This window comes from Pseudomonas sp. SA195, from assembly GCF_054131565.1.
This window is the reverse complement of sequence record NZ_CP096392.1, coordinates 3,764,377-3,785,775: the sequence shown is the minus strand read 5'-3', so window position 1 is coordinate 3,785,775 and position 21,399 is coordinate 3,764,377. Positions and strand designations below refer to the sequence as shown.

Sequence of the window (21,399 nt, the reverse complement as noted above, 5' to 3'; positions counted from 1 at the left end):
GCAGCCGCTCGGGGGCGGTTGGCCGAGCGGACAGCTCCGCCAACTGCCCGTTGGGCCTAGTCAAGATCTCGATGCAGTTGGTCGCGGTTGGCCAATGTCGGAAAGAGTTTCATCCAGGTACCCGTTATGATCAGCGTGCCAACGCCGCCGATCACCACTGCCGGTACGGTGCCGAACCAGTGTGCGGTGAGGCCCGACTCAAACTCACCGAGCTGGTTCGACGCGCCGATGAACAGGCCGTTCACGGCGCTGACTCGACCGCGCATGGCGTCGGGTGTTTCCAGCTGAACGAAGGCGCCGCGGATGACCATGCTGATCATGTCGGCCGCACCCAATACCACCAGTACGCCCATTGACAGCCAGAACGAAGTCGACAGCCCGAAGGCGATGGTCGCCAGGCCGAACACCCCAACGGCGGCAAACATGACGCGACCCACCCGGCGGTTGATCGGGTAACGCGCCAGCCAGAACGACATCAGTAACGCACCCACTGCCGGCGCCGAACGCAATAGACCAAGCCCCCAAGGGCCGGTCAGCAGAATGTCTTTGGCAAACACTGGCAACAGCGCAGTGGCGCCACCCAGCAGCACGGCGAACATGTCCAGCGAGATGGCGCCGAAGATGTCCGGTCGGCTACGGATGAAGCGCATGCCGGCGAGCAAATTGTCCATCGCCGGGCCGGTTTGCTTGGGCGGAGCCGGCCGTTTTGGCAGGCTCAGCATCAGGCTGCAGGCGAGGGCGAAGAGCAGCGCAACCGGGCCATACACCCACAGCGGGCCGATGGCGAAAAGCAGGCCTCCCAGTGCTGGCGCAACGATCGTCGCCGTCTGCATCGCTGAAGAGGAAGCGGCCACGGCAGCGGGGAACAGGGACGTCGGCACCAGGCTCGGTAGTAATGCCTGGGTCGCCGGCCCCTCAAAGGCGCGGGCGGTGCCCAGCAGAAAAGCCAGCACGAAGATTATTTCTCGCGTCACGCCCAGCCCGCCACTGCCCAGCACCAGGGCCAACGCAATCAAACCCTGCAAGCCTTGGCACAGCGCCGCGACCCGACGTCGGTCGAAGCGGTCGGCGACATGCCCGGTCCAGAGAATGAACAGCAGGCGGGGGAAGAACTCAGCCAGCCCGACCAACCCGAGATCCAGCACGCTCCCGGTCAGTTCGTACATATGCCAGCCAATGGCCACGGCAAGCATTTGAAAACCGCTGGCGGTAAATACGCGAGCAAACCAGAACTTGATGAAAGGGTGTTGATGGCGCAGCAGGAGTTTGGCGTGGGTCGACATCAGGCGGGCGCAAGAACGGCAGGGTCGGCGAGATTAGCACGCCGCCTAGGGACAAGCAGGGTGCGCTCGATTTCGGGTTCGCTATTCGCACCGATTCGGGCGGTTCACTAATGCTGGCTCAGCCCTTAATCGCTCTGAGGATGACGAATTTCGGCGTCGCGGCCACCTGCTCGACCTTGCCGAACAGGCGCTTGAGCTTGAGGTGATAGCCGAGGTGACGGTTGCCGACGATCCATAGCTCGCCACCTTTGCACAGCGCCGTCTTGGCCTGGGTGAACATGCGCCAGGCGAGAAAGTCGCCGACGACTTGCTGCTGGTGGAAGGGAGGATTGCACAGCACCAGATCAAGCGAATCCATCGGTTGCTCCGCCAACCCATCGCCGGCTCGGATATCGGCGGGGCGGTCGCCGAGGATGGCTTGCCAGTTTTCCTGCGCCGATTGCACCGCCATGTAGCTCTCGTCGACGAGGGTCAGCGACGCCTGCGGATTGCTCTGCGCGTACACAATGCCCAGCACGCCGTTACCACAGCCCAGATCCGCTGCGCGCAGGTTGCCGAGCGCGCGGGGCAGGTGCGGAAGAAAGGCGCGGGTGCCGATATCGAGATCTTCGCGGCAGAACAGGTTGGCGTGGTTGAGGAGCTCGATTTTTTGCTGGTCGAGGCGATAGCGCGTCGGATAGGGCGAGCGGGGCACTGGCTTGTCTACTGGTGTTGCGGTCAGCAGACGCGCCTTCTTGATTGCCAGCGAGGCTTGCACGGGGCCGATGTATTTCTCCAGCAAGTCGCCGGCCGCACGCGGCAGATGCTTGATCATCGAGGCTGCGATCACTTGTGCATTTGGCGCCAGCTGACCGTGCAGGCGGATCAGCTGTTCCTCCAGCAAGGCAAGGGTCTTCGGCACACGGATCAGTACGCGGTCGAACGGGCCCTGGACCGCTTCGCTGGCGGGAATGAACGTCACGCCGTCGTTGGCCAGCGCGTTGCGCTGCAGGTTCTTATCCAGCGCCATATGTGCCAGGTGCGAATCGCCACTGCTGGTGACCTGTGCATGCTGTGCCAGCGAACAGGCGAGGGCGCCGAAGCTGTCGTTGAGTACCAGCACGCGGCAATCCGCCGCCAGCCCCTGATCATGGAGCTGTGCCAGCAGGTATTCGTCCGCCGCATCGAAGGCCTGCAGTGGCTCGTTGGGCTGCTCCGGCTGGCGGACCAGGTCGAGGCGGGCGTAGGGCGTTTCGAGAATAGGCATAAGAACTGGCGGTGTTTGTGAGCGTCGGAATGGAGTATCAAGGGGTAGTCCGTGGCAGAACCAGCCCTCGAACCCGCAGATGTCCGCAAAGGGAGCGAAGTATGACCGCCAGCGAAGAGAAGTTCACCCGTCAGCGCCTGCTCGAGGTGCAGACGCTGACGCCCAATCTGTTCACCTTGCGCACCACCCGTGACCCGGGGTTCCGCTTCACCGCCGGACAGTTCGCGCGCCTTGGCGTCCGTAAGCCGAGCGGTAGCATTGTCTGGCGCGCTTACTCGATGGTGTCCGCGCCGCACGATGAGTTTCTCGATTTCTTCTCCATCGTGGTGCCAGACGGCGAATTCACCAGTGAGCTCAGCCGCCTCGAACCGGGCGACGAATTGCTGGTGGACAGACAAGCGTTCGGCTTCCTGACGCTCGACCGTTTCATCGACGGCCGCCATCTCTGGCTACTGGGCACCGGCACCGGCATCGCGCCGTTTCTTTCGATCCTGCAGGACTTCGAGGTCTGGCAGCGGTTCGAGCGGATTGTGCTGGTGTACAGCGCGCGCACCGCATCGGAATTGGCGTATCAGCAGCTAATCCATGAACTCCCGCAGCGCGAGTACCTGGAGGGACTGGGTTCGAAACTGACCTACCTGCCGGTGGTGACCCGCGAGGCGGTGCCCGGTGCCTTGAGCGGCCGCGTGACCACGCTGATCGAGAGCGGCGAACTGGAGCGGGCCGCCGATCTGAAGCTGGAGCCCGAGCACTCGAGGATCATGTTGTGCGGCAACCCGCAGATGATTGAGGACACTCGCACCCTGCTTAAAGCGCGCGACCTCAACCTGAGCCTTACCCGGCGGCCTGGGCAGGTAGCGGTAGAGAATTACTGGTAGCGCAGGCCCGGCGTCCTTGCGTCAAACGCTCCCGACCGTGTTCTCGCTGCGGGATGAGGAGGAGCGGGCTCTGCCCGCGGCTTGGGGCGTGGTTCGGAAACCGCGGTCGCAGGCAGAGCCTGCTCCTACAAGTGCGGCGTGAGGGTGGTGGGAGGGATTAGCGTTTGCCCCTGTAGGATTCGGGCTCTGCACGCGACTTGGGGCGTGGGCGGAAACCGCGGTCGCAGGCAGAGCCTGCTCCTACAAATGCGGCGTGAGGGTGGCGGGAGGGGTTGGCGTTCGCCCGGTAGGAGCGGGCCCCGCTCGCGACTTGGGGCGTGGTTCGGAAACCGCGGTCGCAGGCCGAGCCTGCTCCTACAAGTGCGGCGTGAGGGCGGCGGGAGGGGTTGGCGTTTGCCCCTGTAGGAGCGGGCTCTGCTCGCGACCTGGGCGTGGTCGGAAACCGCGGCCGCAGGCAGAGCCTGCTCCTACAAAGGCTGCGTGGATGCCGGTGCTGCGACGAGGCATTAAGGCGTCATCCAGGGGTCGTGGCGGCAGTGGTCGTCAGTCCGCCAGTTCGTAGCGGTTGCGGCCGTTGCGCTTGGCGCGCATCAGGGCGGCGTCGGCGCGGTTGATGGCGTTGGCATAGCTCTCGTCCGCGCGCAGTTCGGCCATACCCAGGCTCACCGTGACTGACAGGGTACGGTCGCCAATTGTCACCTTGAGATCAGCGACTGCGCGGCGCAGCCGTTCCATCACGGGGATTGCGTTGGCTGTCTCAGTCTCTGGCATCACCACGAGAAACTCCTCGCCTCCCCAGCGCCCGCAGAGGTCGTGCTCACGGATTTGCGCCTCCATCACCCGCACCACTTCGACCAGCACGTTGTCGCCTATTTCGTGGCCGTGATCATCGTTGATGACCTTGAAGTGATCGATATCGACGACCGCGACGCACAGTGGGCGCCCGTAGCGGCGCGCCCGTTCGGTTTCCTCGCGCAACCGCTCGGTGAGCAGGCGCCGATTGGCGATGCCGGTGAGGGCGTCGTGGGTTGAGGCCTCCCGGAGCGCGATGTTCAGGTCTTGCATCATCATCTGGTAGCGATCAGAGATGCGGGCCACCTTCTCCAACTGGCGCAACTGTTTGTCGAAGCGCGCGGAGAGCGTCATCTCCCGGTCGCGGGCAATGCTCTGGTAACCATCGGAGACACGTGCAATGCGCTCGATGCGGTTGAGCAGTGCGTGGTGCGCCTCCCAAAGCTGGTGCAGCGTCTCGTGCAGTGGATGGCCATGGTGCGCGGGGTCGGCGAGCGACTCCACCACCTGGGCTTCCAGCGGATTATGGCCGCGCATAGGGCACCTATTGGTCGTCGCTGATGATCAGGAAGGGGAAGCTGCAGTCTTCCTTGAATTCTTCGGCCAGCTCCATGACGCGTTCGTTTCGGCGATCGTAATGCCAGTTGACCGCCACAGGTTGGCCGGCCTGGTGAGCGGCTTCGAGTAGATCGAAAATATCCATCATGGCCTTGATGCTGCTGGTGTTGAGGTACAGCAGGTGCAGATCCAGGCGCAAAGGGCGACCTGCCTCGGCGAGGAAGCGCTCGATCCACTCGATGACGTGATGAAAGAGTTCGTAGGAATTTTCCGGATAGGAGTCGCCCTGCATGACGAGCACGCCGTTTTCCCAGTCGGAATCGATGGCAGGCGAGGATTGGCTGCCGGCGATAGAGAAGTCATTCATGTGCATTGGCTCTTGTCTGTCAGATGACCGCGCTCAGGCTGATGAAGGAGCGGCCGTTGGCGACGGGTTGCAATGAGGCTTTCAGCGGTTCGCTGGATTTGCGCGCGATGTCGATCAGGCCCAGACCGGCGCCCGACACGGTGTTGTCTTCGCGCGGTTTGCGCAATTGTTCTTTGTACCTGGCCTTGAGCTGCGCCTTGTCCAGGCTGGCAAGCTCTTCAATGGCGGCGATCAGCGCCTCGCCATCGGCCGTCTCGATCAGGTTGCCTGCCGAGACCACATAGCGGCCATCAGCATCGTTACGTGCAACCACCACCGTCGCGCCAGCTTCCTGATCGGCCCAGTTTCGGACCTTGGCGTAGTGGCGAATGTTCTGTGTCATCTCGATATAGACGGCAAACACATCCATGGCCGACGACGGGTTGGCGTGGTCGGCAGCCAGGTAGTTGCGCAGTGCGTTGCCGATTTCCTCGATCAGGCTGCGCGAAATCGGGCCGTTGAAGCAGAGCATGATCTGCTGCCGGTTGTAGCTTTCGCGCATGGCGAAGAGGTCAAGGTTTTCCATGGGGCAACTCGACTCCGGTGGATGGCGCTCAATCGAAACGGAAACACAGCATGGTGATGTCGTCGCGCTGGGGGTAATCACCCTGATACTCCGCCAGCGTTGCCTTGAAAGCCTGCCCTTGCTCTGCCAGCGGCAGGCGCGCGTGGCGCAGGATCATTTCTGCGAAGCGGCTATTGCCGAAGCCGTAGCCTAGTTCACCTCCGGCCTGATCAAGGAAACCGTCGGTGGCCAGATAGAAGGTACGACCGGGCTTTAGTTCGGCCTCGGCATTGGCGTACTCGCCGACGCGTCGATCGCCGATCGCCCGGCGGCCGGCCGGGAGCTCGTCGAGCGTCTCGCCATCGCTGAAATAGAGCGAGATTTTTGCGCCGGCGTAGATCACGCGGCGGCTGTCGAAATCGACGTAGGCCAGGCCGACATCCATATTGGTCGCCAGCGCATGCCCGCTGCTGTCGCCGTGCAGCATGCGGCGGACGATGCTGTCGGTGCGGCTGAGGATCGCGGCCGGGTCGTGCATGCCCGCATCCGCGATGGCCTGCTCGATCGCGGCATGGGCGAGCATGGTCATCAACGCACCTGGAACGCCATGGCCGGCGCAATCGACAACGCCGAGCAGGCAGCCTCGAGAGGTGGCGCGATAGACGTAAAAGTCGCCGCCAACCACGTCGCGTGGGTGCCAGAGCACGGCATGCCGCTCGTCCAGGTCGGCAACCAGCTGGCGCTTGGGCAGGATGGCGTGCTGGATCAGGCTGGCGTAATCGATCGAGTCGTCAATCTTCTTATGCGCGGCGGCCATGTCGCGGTTGGCCTGCTCGAGCTCGCGGGTGCGCTCTTGTACGCGGCTCTCCAGTTCCCCGGTATGGCTACGAATCTTCTGCGCCATGCTGCGAAAGGCGGTGCTGAGTTCGCCGATTTCGTCGTCGCGATCAGTTGGCAAGGGTGCGTTGTACTGGCCAGCCGCGATGGCTTGCGCACTCTTGCGCAGCTGGCGCAACGGACGTAGCACCCGGTGATCGACTAACCAGGCGCCAATCAAGATCAGCAGCAAGAAAAGCAGGACCACTGCCGTCAGCGCTGGTAGCAGCGGACGGATCTCGATGACTTGAGCGGTGCGCAGGTCCACCGCGCTTGCCACGAACCACTCGAGCTCTGGTATCCAGGTGAGCGCCAGTAGGCGGGGCTCGCCGTCGAGCTGCAGCGTCAGTGCCGTTGTTTCGTTCGGGTGCTCCCGGGCGAAGGCCATCCGTTCACGAAGGGCGCTGGCCTGCTCGATGTCATCGAGCAGGCCTAGCACGTTGGTCGCCAAAGAACGCCCCTGGGCCGTGTCGGCGTTAAGGGTGACGAGCGTTTGGTCCGGGTGAACGAGGATAGAACCGTGGGCGTCGAGCACCATCGACTCGACCCCGGTTTTGTCGACGTTGATGAAGTCGTCGATGAACGATTTCAAATTGATGCCTGAGCCAACGATGCCGAGCGGTTGGTCGCCATCGCGCACGACAATGTTGAACCAGATCTTCAGGTCGCCGGTGACGGCCGAACGGTCGACGTTGAGGTGATAAGGCGCAGGCGAACGCAGCGTGGTGAAGAACCACTCGTCGGCAGGGGCGTCGGGTGACATCCGGTAGCGCAGCGATTGGCTGGATGGCTGGCTATCGTCATTGGAATAGTAGGCATGGCTGATTGCCGAGGCGGCGAAGTACGAATGATCGCTCAGCGCTCGCTGATAGCCGGCAGCCTCGCGAAAGAACAGGTCGCGTTTGGTAACGTCCTGTTCGTCGAGCAACCAGGCCCGGGTGAGCTGGGATTCGGCCAGGCGTTGGGCCAAGGCTAGCTCGCGAGTAACCGGAGCGAACAATCGTTCACGGTTGAGTTGCACCACATTACGCGCATAGGCCTCACCGAAACGTTGCTGCACGCCGATCAGGGCTTCGCGCCCCACCAGAGCCGTCACGCTGATCGCCAGAAAGAATGTCAGCAACAACGCCAGTAAGGATTTACCGCGTAATCCCAACGCCGCCATGTGGATGTCGTCCTAATCGCGTTATCGCCAAATAGCCGCAAAGTGCATGCCAGGCCGGCAAAGTGCGCGATTATCCGCAATCCGGCACTTTGCCACCAGTGGCGGTTGGCCGCGCAAAAAAGAACGGAGCCCGAAGGCTCCGTTGGTGGTGTTGCGCTTACTGGGCCAGCTTTTTGTACTTGACCCGGTGCGGCTGCGAGGCGGCATCGCCGAGGCGCTTCTTGCGGTCGGCTTCGTACTCGGTGTAGTTGCCTTCGAAGAACACGATGTCGCCGTCGTCCTCGTAGGACAGGATGTGCGTGGCCACGCGGTCCAGGAACCAGCGGTCGTGGGAAATCACGATGGCCGCACCGGGGAAGTCCAGTAGCGCTTCTTCCAGCGAGCGAAGGGTTTCCACGTCAAGGTCGTTGGAGGGTTCGTCGAGCAACAGCACGTTGGCGCCTTCCTTCAGCGTCAGCGCCAGATGAAGGCGGCCGCGCTCACCCCCGGATAGGTCTTTGACGAACTTCTGCTGATCGCCGCCCTTGAAGTTGAAGCGCCCCACATAGGTGCGCGACGGGACTTCGTAGCTGCCGATACGGATCATGTCGGCGCCGTCGGACACCGCTTCCCAGACGGTCTTGCCTCCATCCAGGTCTTCGCGGCCCTGGTCAACGCAGGCGACCTGAACGGTGTCGCCAATTTCGATGGTGCCCGAGTCCGGCTGCTCCTTGCCCATGATCATGCGGAACAGCGTGGATTTGCCCGCACCGTTACCGCCGATCACGCCAACGATGGCGCCCTTCGGCATGCTGAAGGACAAGTCTTCGATGAGGATGCGATCGCCGTAGCCCTTGGTCACGTTCTTGAAGTCGATAACCTTGTCGCCCAGGCGCGGACCGGCAGGAATGTAGATCTCGTTTGTTTCGCTGCGCTTCTGGAATTCCTGCGATTGCATTTCTTCGAAGCGTTGCAGGCGCGCCTTGGATTTGGCCTGGCGGGCCTTGGCGCCCTTGCGCACCCACTCGAGTTCTTCCTTCATCGCTTTTTCATGGGCCGACTGCTGTTTGGATTCCTGCGCCAGTCGTGCGGATTTGGCTTCCAGCCAACCGGAATAGTTGCCCTCATACGGGATGCCCTGGCCCCGGTCGAGTTCGAGAATCCAGCCGGCAACGTTGTCGAGGAAGTAACGGTCGTGGGTGATCGCGACGACGGTGCCGGTGAAGTCATGGAGAAAGTGTTCCAGCCAGGCCACCGAGTCGGCGTCCAGGTGGTTGGTCGGTTCGTCCAGCAGCAGCATGTCCGGGGCCGACAGCAACAGGCGGCAGAGCGCAACGCGGCGCTTCTCGCCACCGGATAGGTGTTCGACTTTCGCGTCCCACGCCGGCAGACGCAGGGCATCGGCAGCGACCTCAAGTTGGCGCTCGAGGTTGTGACCGTCGCTGGCCTGCAGGATGGCTTCGAGCTTGGCCTGCTCGGCGGCAAGCTTGTCGAAGTCGGCATCGGGCTCGGCGTACGCGGCGTAGACCTCGTCCAGGCGGGCTTGAGCGTCCTTGATGCCACTGACCGCTTCCTCGACGACTTCACGCACGGTCTTGCTCGGGTCGAGCTCCGGCTCCTGCGGCAGGTAGCCGACGTTCAGCTCGGGCATGGCGCGGGCTTCGCCATCGAACTCCTGGTCGACGCCGGCCATGATCTTCAGCAGCGTGGATTTACCCGAGCCGTTGAGGCCGAGGACGCCGATCTTGGCGCCCGGGAAGAACGACAGGGAGATGTTCTTGAGAATTTCGCGCTTCGGCGGAACGACCTTGCTCAGCCGATGCATGGTGTAGACGTATTGAGCCATGGAGACGAATGCCCGTGACAGAGGAAATAGAGGAGGCGAATCCCGCCGCCGCGGGCGGGTCGAGCCGGATTGGCAAAACTACCGGAATGCTCAGAGCAGGGCAAACTGGCCCATCCTGCAGTGCTGGCGCTTTAGTGGCATCCGAGGCATGCTTGACGCCGTTTCGGCGCCTGGCATTTGGCGCCGCACGTAGCCTTCACGAAGGGACTTCGACGCTTGGCCGGTTCAGATCCTTCTTCACTTATGCTCATCCTTTATCGCCGGCTGGCCCGTTGGCTGGCGCGGGTCGGCGTCTGCGTGCCTGTGCCGCGCCGCCTGGCGATGCACTGGCGTGCGTTGCGCTATTCGGCCGAAGCGCTGGGCGCCATTGAAGAGCGCATCCTGATCAGCGATTTTGCCGGCCGGCTGCAGTTTCTCAATAACCGGGCCGAGGTGATGTTCGGCATCGACAGCCGTTACGCCCGCCGCTACCGCCTGCAGGAGCTGCTGCCCGGCCTCGATGCGCTGGCATTCGATGCGACGAACACCAGCGTCGACCTCTGCCTCGAAGCGGTGCGGCTGCTGCAGGACGGTGAAGAGAGGCTGTTTTCCATCACCCGGCGCACGCTGCGGCTGCTTGGCGCGTCGCAGCCCTCGGGCTTCGTCTGGGTGATGCGCGACATCACCCGCGAGCAGCAGGCGCAGGCGGCGCTGATCGAGCGTGAGCGGTTCTGGTCCGAAGTGCTGCGTGCGGTGCCCGATACCCTGTATGTGCAGGACCTGTCCACCGACAAACTGCTGTTCGGCAACAGCAACCTTGCGGCCCGCCTGGGCTACAGCGAGGAGGAGCGGGGTAATGATGGCAACCTGTTCTGGCGCCGCATCAGCCATCCCGACGACCAGGAGTACATCTGGCGGTTGCTGGCGCTGCGAGGCTCCATGCGCGATGGCGCCGAGCAGGAGGCGTTGCTGCGCTGGCGCCACCGCAACGGCAAGTGGCACTGGTTCTGCGTGACCGAGCGGGTGCTCGCGCGCGATGCTGACGGTCGGGTGCAGCGTCTAATCGGCGTGGCGCGGGACGTCACAGCCAATATCGAACACAGCCATTCGCTGCGTGACAGCGAGCGGCGTTACCGGATGCTCGCCGGCAGCCTGCGCGATCTTATCTTCACCACCGACAGCTCGGTGCGCATCGACTACATCAGCCCCTCAGTGCAGACGATGCTTGGTTACAGTCCCGAGTGGGCGGCCCGCCATGGGCTCAATGGCGTCGTCACCAAGCCGCGGCAGGCCGCGCGCTTCTACGATCTGATGCGACGCGTGCGCAAGGCATCGGCCAACCCGGCGGCGCTCGCCGAGCTGGGGCGCAACCTGCAAGGCCAGACCCTGTACTTCGACTGCCGCGCGGCCGATGGTCGGTTCGTCGCGATAGAGCTGCGCATCATGCTGATCTGGGACGAGAACAACCGGTTCGACGGCGCGCTGTGTATCGGTCGGGACATCAGTGAGCAGCGCCAGGCAGAGAAAGAACTGCGCCGCGCCGCGACGGTGTTCGATCACTCCACTGCCGCCATCGTGGTGACCGACCCGGCCGGGCGAATCGTGCAGGTCAATGCCGCCTTTGTGCGCATCACCGGCTTCAGCGGCGAGGAGGTCTACGGTCAGTTGCCCATGGTGCTCAGCGCCGACCGGCAGCAGGCCAACCAAATGGATTACGTGCACAGCCAGGTCATCCAGACTGGCAGCTGGGAGGGCGAATTCTGGTTAAAGCGCAAGGGCGGCGAAACCTACCCCTGCTGGGTCGGGATCACTGCGGTACGCGATGCCGAGAACGAGCTGGTCAGCTACGTCTGCTTCTTCAGCGACATGAGCGAGCGCAAGGCCAGCGAGAAGCGCATCCACCGCCTGGCCTACTACGACAGCCTCACTCAGCTGCCCAATCGCACCCTGTTTCAGGACCGCTTGCACAGTAGCCTGCAGCTGGCCGCGCGAAGGCGCGGCTGGGTGGTGCTGATGTTCCTTGATCTGGACCGCTTCAAGCCGATCAACGATTCGCTCGGCCACGCTGCCGGTGACCGCATGCTCAAGGACGTCGCCGTGCGGCTGGCGTCTTGCGTCGACGAGGATGACACCGTCGCGCGCATGGGCGGCGATGAGTTCACCTTGCTGCTGCATCCCGGTGGCGATCGTGACGAAGCCCTGACCCGCGCCATCCATGTCGCCGAACGGATTCTCGAAAGCCTCGCGGAGCCTTTCGTGCTGTCCGGACGCGAATTCTTCGTTACCGCCAGCATCGGTATTGCACTGAGTCCGCAGGATGGAAACGATCTCAGCCAACTGATGAAGAATGCCGACACGGCCATGTACCACGCCAAAGAGCGCGGCAAGAACAATTTTCAGTTCTATCAAACAGAGATGAACGCCAGCGCGCTGGAACGTCTGGAGTTGGAAAGCGATCTGCGCCACGCACTGGAACAGGGCCAATTCGTTCTGCATTACCAGCCGCAATATCGGGTCGATGGCCGTACGCTGACCGGTGTCGAGGCGCTGTTGCGCTGGCAACATCCGCGACGGGGGCTGGTGCCGCCTGGTGAGTTTATTCCGGCGCTGGAAGAGCTGGGGCTGGTCGTGGAGGTGGGCGACTGGGTGCTGACCGAGGCCTGCCGGCAGATCGTCGCCTGGGAGCGCGAGGGTATTTACGTGCCGAAGATGGCGGTCAACCTCTCGGCCCGCCAGTTCGCCGACGGCAGGCTTGGCCAGCGTATCGCCGCTATCCTGGCTGCGAGCGGCATCGCCCCGGGCCGGCTAGAGCTTGAGCTGACCGAGAGCATCCTCATGCAGGACGTCGGCGAAGCCATGCGCATCCTCGAAGCGCTTAAAGAGCTCGGACCGTCCATCGCCGTCGACGATTTCGGCACCGGCTATTCCTCGTTGAATTACCTCAAGCAATTCCCCATCGACGTGCTCAAGATCGACCGCAGCTTCGTCGATGGCTTGCCCGAAGGCGAGCAGGACGGCCAGATCGCCCGGGCGATCATCGCGATGGCGCACAGCCTCAGCCTGTCGGTCATCGCCGAGGGCGTCGAGACGCAGGCGCAGCTCGCGTTTCTCCGTGAGCATGGCTGCGACGAAGTGCAGGGTTTCCTGCTCGGCCGGCCGGTGGTTGCGCAACAGCTCTGCCGCGCCTGAGCGCGCCCGGCGGGGCCATGTGCTTGGCCTGGGCTCATGCGCCACATGACCAAGGCTCATACCCGCTGACAGCGGGATGGGGTAGAATCCGCGCCTCTCTTTATTACCGCCAGCTGATCTCAGAGGACTGCCATGTTCAGCCGTGATTTGACCCTCGCCAAATACGACGCCGAGCTTTTCGCTGCCATGCAGCAGGAAGCCAAGCGCCAGGAAGACCACATCGAGCTGATCGCCTCGGAGAACTACACCAGCCCGGCGGTGATGGAAGCCCAGGGTTCGGTACTGACCAACAAGTACGCCGAAGGCTACCCGGGCAAGCGCTACTACGGCGGTTGCGAGCACGTCGACGTGGTCGAGCAGCTGGCTATCGAACGTGCAAAGCAATTGTTCGGCGCCGACTACGCCAACGTCCAGCCGCATGCCGGTTCCCAGGCCAACGCCGCGGTCTACCTGGCCCTGCTCAATGCCGGCGACACCATCCTCGGCATGAGCTTGGCCCACGGCGGTCACCTGACTCACGGTGCCTCCGTTTCCTCCTCCGGCAAGCTGTACAACGCCGTGCAGTACGGCATCAACGACCAAGGCCTGATCGACTACGACGAAGTCGAGCGCCTGGCCGTCGAGCACAAGCCGAAGATGATCGTTGCTGGCTTCTCCGCCTACTCGCAGAAGCTGGATTTCGCTCGCTTCCGTGAAATCGCGGATAAGGTCGGTGCCTATCTCTTCGTCGACATGGCTCACGTGGCCGGCCTGGTTGCCGCGGGTGTCTACCCGAACCCGGTGCCTTTCGCCGATGTCGTCACGACCACCACTCACAAGACCCTGCGCGGCCCGCGCGGTGGCCTGATCCTGGCGCGCGCCAACGCCGAGATCGAGAAGAAGCTGAACTCCGCTGTATTCCCCGGTGCCCAGGGTGGCCCGCTGGAGCACGTCATCGCCGCCAAGGCCGTATGTTTCAAGGAAGCGCTGCAGCCCGAGTTCAAGGCCTATCAGGAGCAAGTGGTGAAGAATGCCCAGGCCATGGCCCAGGTATTCATCGAGCGCGGCTTCGATGTGGTCTCCGGCGGCACGCAGAACCACCTGTTCCTGCTCAGCCTGATCAAGCAAGACATCACCGGCAAGGATGCGGACGCCGCCCTCGGCCAGGCGCACATCACCGTGAACAAGAACAGCGTGCCGAACGATCCACGCTCGCCGTTCGTTACCTCGGGCCTGCGCATCGGCACCCCAGCCGTGACCACCCGCGGATTCAAAGAGGCTGAGTGCCGCGATCTGGCCGGCTGGATCTGCGACATTCTTGGCAACATGGGCGACGAGTCAGTAATCGCTACCGTACGCAGCAAGGTCGAGGCGATCTGCGCCAAGCTGCCTGTTTACGGCCAGTAACACTGTCGTTGTACCGAGAAGCCCGGCCCAGTGCCGGGCTTTTTCGTTTCAGGCGAACCACAGCGATTACGGCAAGATGCCATCAGATACTGTGCGTGTCGGCCGGGGTGGGTTAACGTTCACGCCAGTTTTCGCCCGAGGCCGGGCCGATGGAGGGCTCGATGCAGCTCAAGCACAAGATCGCCGCGCTCAGCATCCTGCCGCTGCTGTTGGCCGTGGCGGTGGTATGCGCGCTGGTGCTGATCCAGAACCAACGGCTGGGTGAGCAGCAGGCAAAGCTGATCGAGCGCAGCATCCTGGCGAGCAAGCAGGCCGAGCTGAAGAACTACGTCGAGATGGCGCTCAGCACCACTGCGCCGCTTTATGACAGCGGGCGTGACGATGAGGAAACCCGTCAGAAGGTGCTCGCAACCCTAGGGCGCTTCAGCTTCGGCAGTGATGGATATTTCTTCGTCTACGACCGCGACGGGCGCAATCTCATGCATCCGCGCCAGCCTGAATTGGTCGGCAAGCAACTGTGGAATATGACCGACCCCAACGGGCTGCGTGTGATTCAGGCGCTGATGGACAGCGCGCAAAGCGGTCGCGGCTTCCAGCGCTACGCTTGGCAAAAGCCGTCCACGGGGCAGTTCGCTGAAAAGCTGGCCTATGTGGTGATGCTCGACCGTTGGGGCTGGATGCTCGGGACGGGTATCTACCTGGAGGATGTCGACGAGGCGATCCAGCAAGTGCGCGAGGAAGTTGCCGGTGGCATCCATACCACGATGCTGGCCATCGCCGGTGTGGCGCTAGTCGCCGTGCTGCTCGTGTTTGCCAGCGGCCTGACCCTCAATGTGAGCGAGCGGCGCCTGGCCGACCGCAAGCTGCAGTTGCTCACCCAGCGCATCGTCAGCCTGCAGGAAGAAGAGCGGTCGCGGGTCTCGCGTGAGCTGCACGACGGCATCAGCCAGCTGCTGGTATCGATCAAGTTCCAGTTCGAACTGGCCAGCCACGAGCTGTCCAGTGGCAATCCCAAGGCGCAGCAGACGCTCGATCAGGGCACTGAGCGCCTCGCCGGGGCCATCGGTGAGGTGCGACGTATTTCCCATGACCTGCATCCGTCGTTGCTCGATACCCTGGGCTTGCCGGCGGCCATTGGCCAGCTTGTGGCAGAGTTCGAGCAGCGCAGCGGGTTGAAAATGCTATACACCGACGGTTTGGGCGATCAGGCGCCGGACGACGCCGTCGCGGTCGCACTTTTCCGCGTGCTGCAAGAGGCACTGACCAATATTGAGCGTCATGCCCGAGCGCAATCGGTGCATATCAGCCTGGACGGTAATGGCCGCACGGTGCGCTTGCGGGTTGCCGACGATGGCGTGGGCTTCAATCCGCGACGGCTCGATGCGATCAAGGGTGGCGGCATCGGGCTGCGTAACATCCGCGAGCGGGTCGAGCACTTCGGGGGACGCTTCAACCTGGCGTCCGCTCCCGGCGGCACCGAACTGGACGTGACTCTGCCGACGCGCTCGAGCTGACGGCGCACCGCACAACGAGAGGCTTTGCTCCATGCAACGATCCATCAAGGTGGCATTGATCGACGACCACGTCCTGGTGCGCGATGGCATTCGCGCCTTGCTGATGGCCGTGCCCGAGCTCGACGTGGTCGGCGAAGCCGGCAGCGGTGAAGAGGCACTGGCATTGCTCGAGCGGGTCGAGGTCGACGTGGTGCTGATGGATATCGGGCTGAAGGACGTCAATGGCCTCGAACTGACCCAGGCGCTGCGGCAGCGCTTTCCCACGATCCGCGTGCTGATCCTGAGCATGTACGACAACCAGGAGTACGTGAACACCTCGCTGAAGGTGGGCGCCTGCGGCTATGTGCTCAAGGATGCGCCGTCCCGCGAGATCATCGTGGCCATCGAGGCGATTGCCGCTGGCGGCACCTACTATAGCCAAGGCATCGCCGAAAAACTCGCCAGCCGCGGCGCCGAAGAGCGCGAGCTAACGCCTCGCGAGCGCGAGGTGCTGCTCATGCTTGCGCAGGGACATAACAACAAAGCGATGGCCCGTGCGCTGAAGATCAGCGTTCGCACCGTCGAAACGCACCGGCTGAGCATTCGTCGCAAACTCGATATCGACCGCCCGGCCGACCTGATGAAGCACGCCATGGTGCACGGCTGGTTGCCGGGGCAGCATTGAGGCCGCGCCATGGCGTCAATCGCCTCTGCGCGCTATCGACCATCACGACTCTTCCATGGAGATGCCATGTCCGCTCGCAACGCCGGCCTGATTCCGCCGCCACCGCTGGTCTATCTCGCCTTCATCGCTTGCGGCTGGTGGCTTGCCGGCCGGGTGCCGCTCGACCTGCCGCCACACGCTGCGACGGACCTGGGCGGATGGGTGCTGATGCTCGTCGGTGTAGCCCTGATGGGCTGGGCGGCGCTGGCAATGCATCGGCACCGCACAACGATCAATCCGTACGGCACCCCGAAGCGGCTATTGCAAACCGGCCCGTTTCGGTTCTCGCGCAACCCGATCTATCTGGCCGACACGCTGGTCTACTGTGCTGTCGCGTTCTGGTTGGATAGTCTCTGGCCTTGGTTGCTGTTGCCGGCGCTGATTCTGACCATGCAGCGCTCGGTAATTGTGCCGGAGGAGCGCTTGCTCTCGCGGCTGTTCGGCGATGAGTACCGGCGCTACCAGGCGCAGGTGCGCCGTTGGCTCTAGTGCCAATCGGTTCCGCCAAGCGTGGCCTATAGTGTCCTAACCACCCCAGGAGCCTGACCGATGAGCGAACACCCCAGTGACCGTCGACGTTTCCAACGCTTCGCCTTCGACGCGGCTACCGAGCTCGTGCAGGGCGAGCGGCGCTGGACGGTGCAGTTACATGACCTGTCCCTGAAGGGCCTGCTGATCCATCGCCCGGTGGGTTGGGATGCCGACCCCAGCGTGCCATTTCAAGCCCGTATTCGCCTGGCCGACGATGCCGAAGTGCTGATGGAGGTCGAGCTGGCGCATGCCGAAGGCGAGCTGATCGGCCTGGTTTGCCGACATATCGATGTCGATTCGATCAGCCATCTGCGGCGCCTGGTCGAGCTGAACCTGGGCGACGAGGCCCTGCTCGAGCGTGAGCTGGCTGCGCTGAGCGCCGAGTGACGTTATTCGAATAGCGCGTCGAGTGCCTGCTCGAGCCTGGTCACAGCAATGATCTGCAGGCCGGCCGGCGATTCTTTTGGAGCGTTACCCTTGGGCACGATGGCACGCTTGAACCCGTGCTTGGCGGCTTCCTTCAGACGTTCCTGGCCGCTCGGCACCGGGCGAATCTCGCCCGACAGGCCCACCTCGCCGAACACCAACAGGTCGGTGTCCAGCGGCCGGTTGCGCAGGCTGGAAATGACCGCGGCCATCAAGGCCAGGTCCGCTGCTGTCTCCAGCACCTTCACGCCGCCCACCACGTTAATGAACACATCCTGGTCATAGGTTGGGATGCTGCCGTGGCGGTGCAGCACGGCGAGCAGCATGGCAAGGCGGTTTTGGTCCAGGCCCAGAGTGACGCGGCGCGGATTGGCCAGGTGGCTGGTGTCGACCAGCGCCTGCACTTCAACCAACATCGGTCGGGTACCTTCCCAAGTCGCCATTACTACGCTGCCCGGCACTGCCTCCTGCGCGCGGGTGAGGAAGATCGCTGACGGGTTGGTGACTTCTTTCAGTCCCTTGTCAGTCATGCCGAACACGCCGAGTTCGTTGACAGCACCGAAGCGATTCTTGACGGCGCGCAACAGGCGCAGGCGGCCGTCCGACTCACCTTCGAAATAGAGCACCGTGTCGACCATGTGCTCAAGCACGCGTGGGCCGGCCAGTGCGCCTTCCTTGGTCACGTGGCCGACGAGGAAGATCGCCGTGCCGCTCTGCTTGGCGAAACGCACCAGTAGCGCCGCGCTTTCGCGGACCTGGGCGACGCCGCCCGGCGCTGACTGCAGCTGCTCGGTGAAGATGGTCTGGATCGAGTCGATCACCATGACCTTGGGCTTTTCCAGCCGCGCGGTCGCGATGATCGATTCGATACAGGTTTCGGTCATTACCTTGAGCTTGTCTTGGGGGAGGTCGAGCCGCCGCGCACGCATCGCCACCTGCTGTTGCGATTCCTCGCCGGTGACGTACAGCGCCGGGAAGCGCTGAGCTACGGCGCAAAGGGTCTGCAGCAGGATGGTGGACTTACCGATGCCCGGGTCGCCGCCAATCAGCACGACCGAGCCGTCGACCAGGCCGCCGCCGAGCACGCGGTCCAGTTCGCCGGAAGCGGTGGAGAAACGCGGCACTTCCTCGATGCTGACCTCGGCCAGGGTCTTGATGTTGGCCTGGTCACCGGCCCAGCCGGCACGCCCGGAAGGCGGCGGGGCCCCGTCGATGACGGTTTCGACTAGGGTGTTCCAAGCGCCGCAGTCGCCGCATTGGCCAGCCCACTTGGGAAAGGTCGAGCCGCACTCGGTGCAGCCATACATGCGCTTGGCCTTGGCCATGGGGAACTCCGGGTCGCGTAGCGGGAGTCGCATGATAGCGGCTGACTTGATCGCCATCAGCCACAAGCGCGCAGCGAGCCCCCAGACTGTAAACAAATCGAACAGGAGCCAGACCATGCGGTACGTGCTGTTTCTTCATCTTTTTGGGGCCAGCGTCTGGGTTGGCGGCCATTTGATCTTGCTATTCAGCGTCTTGCCGGGCGCGCTGAAGCGACGTGACGTACAGCCTGTCCGCCAGTTTGAACGGCTGTACGAGCGGGTTGGCATTCCTGCCTTGCTGATTCAAGTCGTGTCCGGTTTCTGGCTTGCTGGGCAGTGGCTGCCCCATGGGCAATGGCTCGGCGACTCGCCGGTCGCTCACCTGATACAGGCGAAGCTGGTGCTGTTAGGCGCCACGGTGCTGATGGGCGTGCATGCTCGGGTGGCGCTGATTCCTCGGCTAGATGAGCAGCGTCTGCCTCATCTGGGCGCGCATATCCTGCTGATCACCCTGACCGCTGTAGCATTCGTCTGGGTTGGAGCCGGGTTTAGGTTCGGTGGGCTGTTCTGACGATGTCATTGACAAAAAAGCCCGCTAAAGCGGGCTTTTTCTATAGGCGGGGCTATCAGCCGCAGCAACCGCCGCAGCAGCTGCCACTGGCGCGCTTGAGGTCTTTGGCGATGGCGTCCTTGAGCGTTACGCGCTCGAGCTTCAGCGCCGTCAGCGCATCCTCGTCGAGACGCTCGACGCCGTCCTCGACGCGGCAGATCTGCTTGTCCAGCGCTTCGTATGCTTCGGCTTTGCGAGCAAAGGCCGGGTCTTGCTGGCGGAGCATCTGCAGTTGCTCGCGCTTCTCGGGGAAGTCCTTGATCAGAGGGTGATGTTCGACGTGCATAGACGGCTCCGGAGGTGTGCTTGGGTGCTGTACCTTAGCCGCGCGCATGCGGATTGCTGTTGACGGCGATCAAGCCAGTTGCATCGGGTTTCTCCGCTCGTCTTTCTGTGCGTTTAGCTCAGCCATTGAACCCGACCTATGCTGCTCATTGTCGAAGCGGGACGGTGGTCGCCCGGCACCGCGAAGCGACGGCCGTGTTCGTGGCAGTTCTTTGCGGCCACCTGCGGCCAGGCTTCTCAATAGTTAGAGGAAACACACAGATGGGCATGCTCAGCGAGTTCAAGGCATTTGCGGTCAGGGGCAACGTAATCGACATGGCGGTGGGGATCATCGTCGGTGCGGCATTCACCAAAATCGTTTCGTCGTTCGTCGCCGACGTGGTGACGCCGCCACTTGGCCTGTTGATCGGCGGGGTGGATTTTTCTGACCTGGCGATTGTGCTCAAGCAAGCCGTAGGTGACACACCGGCGGTCACGCTGAGCTATGGGCGATTTATCCAGACGGTGTTCGATTTCACCATCGTCGCCTTCGCCATCTTCCTCGCGGTCAAAGGCATCAATCACCTCAAACGCAAGGAAGCCGAAGCTCCCTCCGCGCCGCCGGCGCCGAGCAAGGAAGAGTTGCTGCTGACGGAAATTCGCGATGCGTTGCGCGAGCAGAACCGCCGCCCCTGACGTTGAGGTTGCCAGGGGCGGTGCGACATCATTCGGGCCGCGGGGTGTCTGCCGAGCTCGGCGGCAGGACGGGGTAAGCGACCTGCGGCTGTTTACCGGTCAGGCTGCGCAAGAATGCTGCGATTGCGCTGGCTTCCTCCGGCTTGAGCGTACGCCCGAGCTGGCTATCTCCCATGATCGCCACGGCCTGCTCTAGCTCCCAGACCTCACCGCTGTGGAAGTAAGGCGGAGTCAGCGCAACGTTACGCAGCGGCGCGGCGCGGAATACGTACTCATCGGTCGCGGTATTGGTTACGGTGAAGCGGCCCTTGTCACCCGACGGCAGAATCTCCGCGCCGGGCTTCTTGATCACGCCGAACGGGAAGTAGCCTTGGCCGCCGACATTCACGCCGCTATGGCAGGCCGAGCAACCGCTGTCCATGAACAGCGCCAGGCCCTCCTTTTGTTTTGCATCGAGCGCCTTGTCGTCACCCTTGAGGTAGCGATCGAAGGGGGAGCCAGGCGTAGTGAGGCTGACTTCGAAGGCTTCCAGGGCATACGCCATGTTGTCGAAGCTGACCGGCTCCTTGTCATGTGGGAAGGCTTTTTTGAACTCATCGGCATATTCCGGAATGCTCTTGAGCGTCGCAACAACGCGCTCGGGCGTGTTGTTCATTTCGACTCCCGCCTGTACGGGGCCCTTGGCTTGGGCCTGTAGGTCCTCTGCGCGGCCATCCCAGAACTGCGCGGCGTTGAACACCGCGTTGAGGACAGTCGGAGAATTGCGGGGGCCTTTTTGCCAGCCATGGCCGATCGAGGTGGTGACGTTGTCGCCGCCGCCCAGGCTGAGGTTATGACAGGTATTGCAGCTGATCACGTGACTGCGTGACAGACGCGGATCGAACCAGAGCTTGTGGCCGAGCCTGGCCTGGTCTTCGCTGACGGCTTGGCCACGTATCTGGGTGACCTCCGCGGGCACGGGTTTGAAGATCGCATTGGCGCGCTCGCGCAGTTCGTTGGCGACAGCTCCATTGGCCATCAGCATCAGTCCGCTAAGCAGAAAGGGAATAGGGCAGCGCATCACGGGATTCCTTTTTCGATGTTGGCTGCTCTAGGAGGCGCCTGGCGGGCGGCTGGAGGGTTGATCTGAATCAAGGTGAGCCAGGCTTGAGCGTGGTCCTGAATGTCGCACCCCTCGCGCCGCGACCCGGCGCGGCCAGCCTTGCAGCCCGGCATGGGCATCGCCAGAATGGCGGCATCATTCGTGGCCGTGCGGCCACCTCC

General features: G+C 63.1%; 19 protein-coding genes. 9 read left to right on the top strand and 10 right to left on the bottom strand.

Translation table 11 applies throughout. From position 1 onward, the window contains the following. Positions 1 to 56 precede the first annotated feature (56 nt). Positions 57 to 1,283 (bottom strand): MFS transporter, encoded by a 1,227-nt coding sequence (locus tag M1D78_RS17620; protein WP_437421275.1) that lies wholly within the window; start codon positions 1,281 to 1,283, stop codon positions 57 to 59. Between the two features lie 118 nt (positions 1,284 to 1,401). Then, entirely contained in the window at positions 1,402 to 2,529 is a 1,128-nt protein-coding gene (locus M1D78_RS17615; protein WP_437421274.1) for a methyltransferase, read from the bottom strand. Between the two features lie 101 nt (positions 2,530 to 2,630). Here M1D78_RS17615 and M1D78_RS17610 point away from each other — a divergent pair, with 101 nt between their 5' ends. Continuing rightward, entirely contained in the window at positions 2,631 to 3,407 is a 777-nt protein-coding gene (locus M1D78_RS17610; RefSeq protein ID WP_437421273.1) for a ferredoxin--NADP reductase, read from the top strand. 543 nt (positions 3,408 to 3,950) lie between these two features. Here M1D78_RS17610 and siaD read toward each other — a convergent pair. The 5 genes from siaD to ettA all read right to left on the bottom strand — a co-directional run bounded on the left by siaD (position 3,951) and on the right by ettA (position 9,534). Then, complete coding sequence (gene siaD / locus M1D78_RS17605) at positions 3,951 to 4,736, bottom strand: biofilm regulation diguanylate cyclase SiaD (RefSeq protein WP_437421272.1); 786 nt, start codon at positions 4,734 to 4,736, stop codon at positions 3,951 to 3,953. A gap of 7 nt (positions 4,737 to 4,743) precedes the next feature. Then, on the bottom strand, positions 4,744 to 5,124 hold the full coding sequence (gene siaC / locus M1D78_RS17600; protein ID WP_437421271.1) for a biofilm regulation phosphoprotein SiaC: 381 nt from the start codon (positions 5,122 to 5,124) through the stop codon (positions 4,744 to 4,746). A gap of 19 nt (positions 5,125 to 5,143) precedes the next feature. Further along, positions 5,144 to 5,689, bottom strand: coding sequence for a biofilm regulation protein kinase SiaB (gene siaB, locus M1D78_RS17595; protein WP_437421270.1), 546 nt, complete (start codon positions 5,687 to 5,689; stop codon positions 5,144 to 5,146). Positions 5,690 to 5,717: 28 nt separating this feature from the next. After that, positions 5,718 to 7,709 carry a biofilm regulation protein phosphatase SiaA gene (gene siaA, locus M1D78_RS17590; RefSeq protein WP_437421269.1) on the bottom strand — a complete coding sequence of 664 codons (1,992 nt, stop codon included), beginning with the start codon at positions 7,707 to 7,709 and terminating at the stop codon, positions 5,718 to 5,720. A 157-nt stretch (positions 7,710 to 7,866) separates the two neighbouring features. Next, complete coding sequence (gene ettA, locus M1D78_RS17585) at positions 7,867 to 9,534, bottom strand: energy-dependent translational throttle protein EttA (protein ID WP_437421268.1); 1,668 nt, start codon at positions 9,532 to 9,534, stop codon at positions 7,867 to 7,869. Positions 9,535 to 9,777: 243 nt separating this feature from the next. Between ettA and M1D78_RS17580 the strand changes: the two genes are divergently transcribed. From M1D78_RS17580 to M1D78_RS17555, 6 genes are all read left to right on the top strand, one after another. Continuing rightward, positions 9,778 to 12,702, top strand: a complete 2,925-nt coding sequence (locus M1D78_RS17580) for an EAL domain-containing protein (RefSeq protein ID WP_457933088.1) — start codon at positions 9,778 to 9,780, stop codon at positions 12,700 to 12,702. Between the two features lie 132 nt (positions 12,703 to 12,834). Further along, positions 12,835 to 14,088, top strand: a complete 1,254-nt coding sequence (gene glyA / locus M1D78_RS17575) for a serine hydroxymethyltransferase (protein WP_437421267.1) — start codon at positions 12,835 to 12,837, stop codon at positions 14,086 to 14,088. Between the two features lie 161 nt (positions 14,089 to 14,249). After that, the gene (locus M1D78_RS17570) at positions 14,250 to 15,602 is read left to right on the top strand and encodes a cache domain-containing protein (RefSeq protein ID WP_437421266.1); all 1,353 of its coding nucleotides are present in this window, start codon (positions 14,250 to 14,252) and stop codon (positions 15,600 to 15,602) included. Positions 15,603 to 15,633: 31 nt separating this feature from the next. After that, positions 15,634 to 16,266 carry a response regulator gene (locus M1D78_RS17565; RefSeq protein ID WP_437421265.1) on the top strand — a complete coding sequence of 211 codons (633 nt, stop codon included), beginning with the start codon at positions 15,634 to 15,636 and terminating at the stop codon, positions 16,264 to 16,266. A 66-nt stretch (positions 16,267 to 16,332) separates the two neighbouring features. Further along, positions 16,333 to 16,794 carry a methyltransferase family protein gene (locus tag M1D78_RS17560; protein ID WP_437421264.1) on the top strand — a complete coding sequence of 154 codons (462 nt, stop codon included), beginning with the start codon at positions 16,333 to 16,335 and terminating at the stop codon, positions 16,792 to 16,794. Between the two features lie 60 nt (positions 16,795 to 16,854). Beyond that, the gene (locus M1D78_RS17555; protein ID WP_437421263.1) at positions 16,855 to 17,223 is read left to right on the top strand and encodes a PilZ domain-containing protein; all 369 of its coding nucleotides are present in this window, start codon (positions 16,855 to 16,857) and stop codon (positions 17,221 to 17,223) included. Between the two features lie 2 nt (positions 17,224 to 17,225). Here M1D78_RS17555 and radA read toward each other — a convergent pair whose 3' ends face one another. Then, positions 17,226 to 18,587, bottom strand: coding sequence for a DNA repair protein RadA (gene radA / locus M1D78_RS17550; RefSeq protein WP_437421341.1), 1,362 nt, complete (start codon positions 18,585 to 18,587; stop codon positions 17,226 to 17,228). Between the two features lie 115 nt (positions 18,588 to 18,702). Between radA and M1D78_RS17545 the strand changes: the two genes are divergently transcribed. Further along, complete coding sequence (locus tag M1D78_RS17545; RefSeq protein ID WP_437421262.1) at positions 18,703 to 19,137, top strand: CopD family protein; 435 nt, start codon at positions 18,703 to 18,705, stop codon at positions 19,135 to 19,137. A gap of 55 nt (positions 19,138 to 19,192) precedes the next feature. Here M1D78_RS17545 and M1D78_RS17540 read toward each other — a convergent pair whose 3' ends face one another. Continuing rightward, positions 19,193 to 19,462 (bottom strand): YdcH family protein, encoded by a 270-nt coding sequence (locus M1D78_RS17540; RefSeq protein ID WP_437421261.1) that lies wholly within the window; start codon positions 19,460 to 19,462, stop codon positions 19,193 to 19,195. A gap of 260 nt (positions 19,463 to 19,722) precedes the next feature. Between M1D78_RS17540 and mscL the strand changes: the two genes are divergently transcribed. Next, on the top strand, positions 19,723 to 20,136 hold the full coding sequence (gene mscL, locus M1D78_RS17535) for a large-conductance mechanosensitive channel protein MscL (protein WP_437421340.1): 414 nt from the start codon (positions 19,723 to 19,725) through the stop codon (positions 20,134 to 20,136). Positions 20,137 to 20,164: 28 nt separating this feature from the next. Here the strand turns inward: mscL and M1D78_RS17530 are convergent, their stop codons facing one another. Next, on the bottom strand, positions 20,165 to 21,196 hold the full coding sequence (locus M1D78_RS17530; RefSeq protein ID WP_437421260.1) for a cytochrome-c peroxidase: 1,032 nt from the start codon (positions 21,194 to 21,196) through the stop codon (positions 20,165 to 20,167). Between the last annotated feature and the right edge of the window lie 203 nt (positions 21,197 to 21,399).